The sequence below is a fragment of the Methylosinus sp. R-45379 genome (assembly GCF_001644125.1).
Lineage (GTDB): Bacteria > Pseudomonadota > Alphaproteobacteria > Rhizobiales > Beijerinckiaceae > Methylosinus.
In genome coordinates this window covers 1-1,513 of record NZ_LUUM01000145.1, presented here as the reverse complement: position 1 = coordinate 1,513, position 1,513 = coordinate 1, and the positions used below count along the sequence as shown (strand labels likewise).

Here is a 1,513-nt window from a genome sequence, read left to right as displayed (position 1 = left end):
TCGGCGGTCGTCGCGACGAGATAGGTCGACAGACGCGCCGTCTTGCGAATCGCCTTGTCGACGAGCTCCATTTGCTTGCCGGGCGCCGCGGCGAGATGAATGGACCAATCGAAAAAAGCGAGCGCCAGCGAGGCAGGCGAAACGCCGCCGGTGAATTGAGCCTTGATCGCCTCGCACATGCGGTCGACGGCGCGGTAAGCCTCCACGCCGACGCTTTCGTCTTCTCGGGGCAGAGGCGTCGCGCGCGTATTGAGGTCCAGACGAGGGGAGGGAGCGTTCATCGGGACTTTTTCTCCGTGAAAGAACTGGACGAGTCGTTTCGACGAGAATCGCCCGAACCGCCGCTCAGGATTTCTTCGATCGTTCGCGCCATGATTTCTAAGAGCGCATTCTCGCTACCGAGGAGCGGTTCGGCGCCGATCACATCTTTCAAAATGCCGACGCCCATCATGAATCCTGCGATGAGCGCGGCTTGACGATCCGATACGCCCTCACGCTTTCGAGTGAGCGGAGCGATGAAGTCCGCCAAGAGGAGATCGCGGAGAACGCGTGACGCGTCCGGGCTCGAAAACGAGCGAATGACGATATCGAGCGGCCTGACTTCGTTCCCGTCTTTTTTCGCCAAAATCTCTTTCGCGAGATCGTTGCTGAGGTCTTCGCCGTCGCCGCCGAACAATCGCTCTGGTCGCGCCACGGCTCTGACGGCTTCGCGAAACAGGTTCTCTTTCGAGCCGAAGCAGCGATGCACGTAAGAGATATCGACGCCCACGTCGGCCGCGAGATCGCGCAACCCTGTCGCCTCATAGGAATGGGCCGAGAAGCGCAGAATCGCTGCTTTGAGGATGCGTTCGCGCGTTGTGTCCTCCGAACAGGAGCGAATGACAATTTTTGACATTATCCCTCGCAGCGGCATTGCATTGAAAAATAATTACGCCTAGGATGCGAGTCGGTCAACACCTGATGACTAAAATAAATGCGAGCTTCTCAAAGTATCATGCTGGTCGTTCTGGCGTGTGTGCTCGGTTATTATATGGAGTCGACGTGATGTCTGATGCAAAACAAGGTGATTCGACACAGGCGATGCGGTCCGCGTAGGCGTATTATCCTTTATTCGGCGTGGATTTCTTGAGATCCGTGCCTGGGGCTCCGACGCAGTTTTATTTCGGCCTCTATCGTGGAACCCTCGATCTGGCCGCGCGTCGACTCCAGGCCCAGGCCGAATACGTCAAGAAGCTGTCTGAGATCGACCAGCCCGGGGACGCCATGGCCGCTCACAGCGCGTTTGCGCGCGAGACGATCGAGAGTTGGTTCGAAGAAGGTCGGCGCCTGTTCAATGAGAGTCGGGCCTTCGTCACTCCGAGCAAATGATCTGTAGGCGACGTGATCGAGAGCGCCCTTTGGCGAAGGGACATCGCGCGAGAGTCGATGTCCCGACCGGAATCCGGCGACATGTCGCCCACGAACGACTAGAGGCCGTCATGAGAGAAAGATCGGTTCGATTGACGTCGTCTCC

At 58.0% G+C, this 1,513-nt stretch carries 3 protein-coding genes; 1 reads left to right on the top strand and 2 read right to left on the bottom strand.

The window, feature by feature from the left end:
• Together A1351_RS07090 and A1351_RS07085 are read right to left on the bottom strand one after the other, a co-directional pair.
• On the bottom strand, window positions 1–281 hold a 281-nt coding region (locus A1351_RS07090; RefSeq protein WP_198162252.1), incomplete at its 3' end, for a poly-beta-hydroxybutyrate polymerase N-terminal domain-containing protein.
• Window positions 278–913: a TetR/AcrR family transcriptional regulator gene (locus A1351_RS07085; RefSeq protein ID WP_245291604.1), complete on the bottom strand. Its 636-nt coding sequence runs from the start codon at window positions 911–913 to the stop codon at window positions 278–280. The genes A1351_RS07085 and A1351_RS07090, both read right to left, overlap by 4 nt.
• 221 nt (window positions 914–1,134) lie before the next feature.
• Here A1351_RS07085 and A1351_RS07080 point away from each other — a divergent pair, with 221 nt between their 5' ends.
• The gene (locus A1351_RS07080) at window positions 1,135–1,368 is read left to right on the top strand and encodes a phasin family protein (protein ID WP_198162251.1); all 234 of its coding nucleotides are present in this window, start codon (window positions 1,135–1,137) and stop codon (window positions 1,366–1,368) included.
• Window positions 1,369–1,513 lie beyond the last annotated feature (145 nt).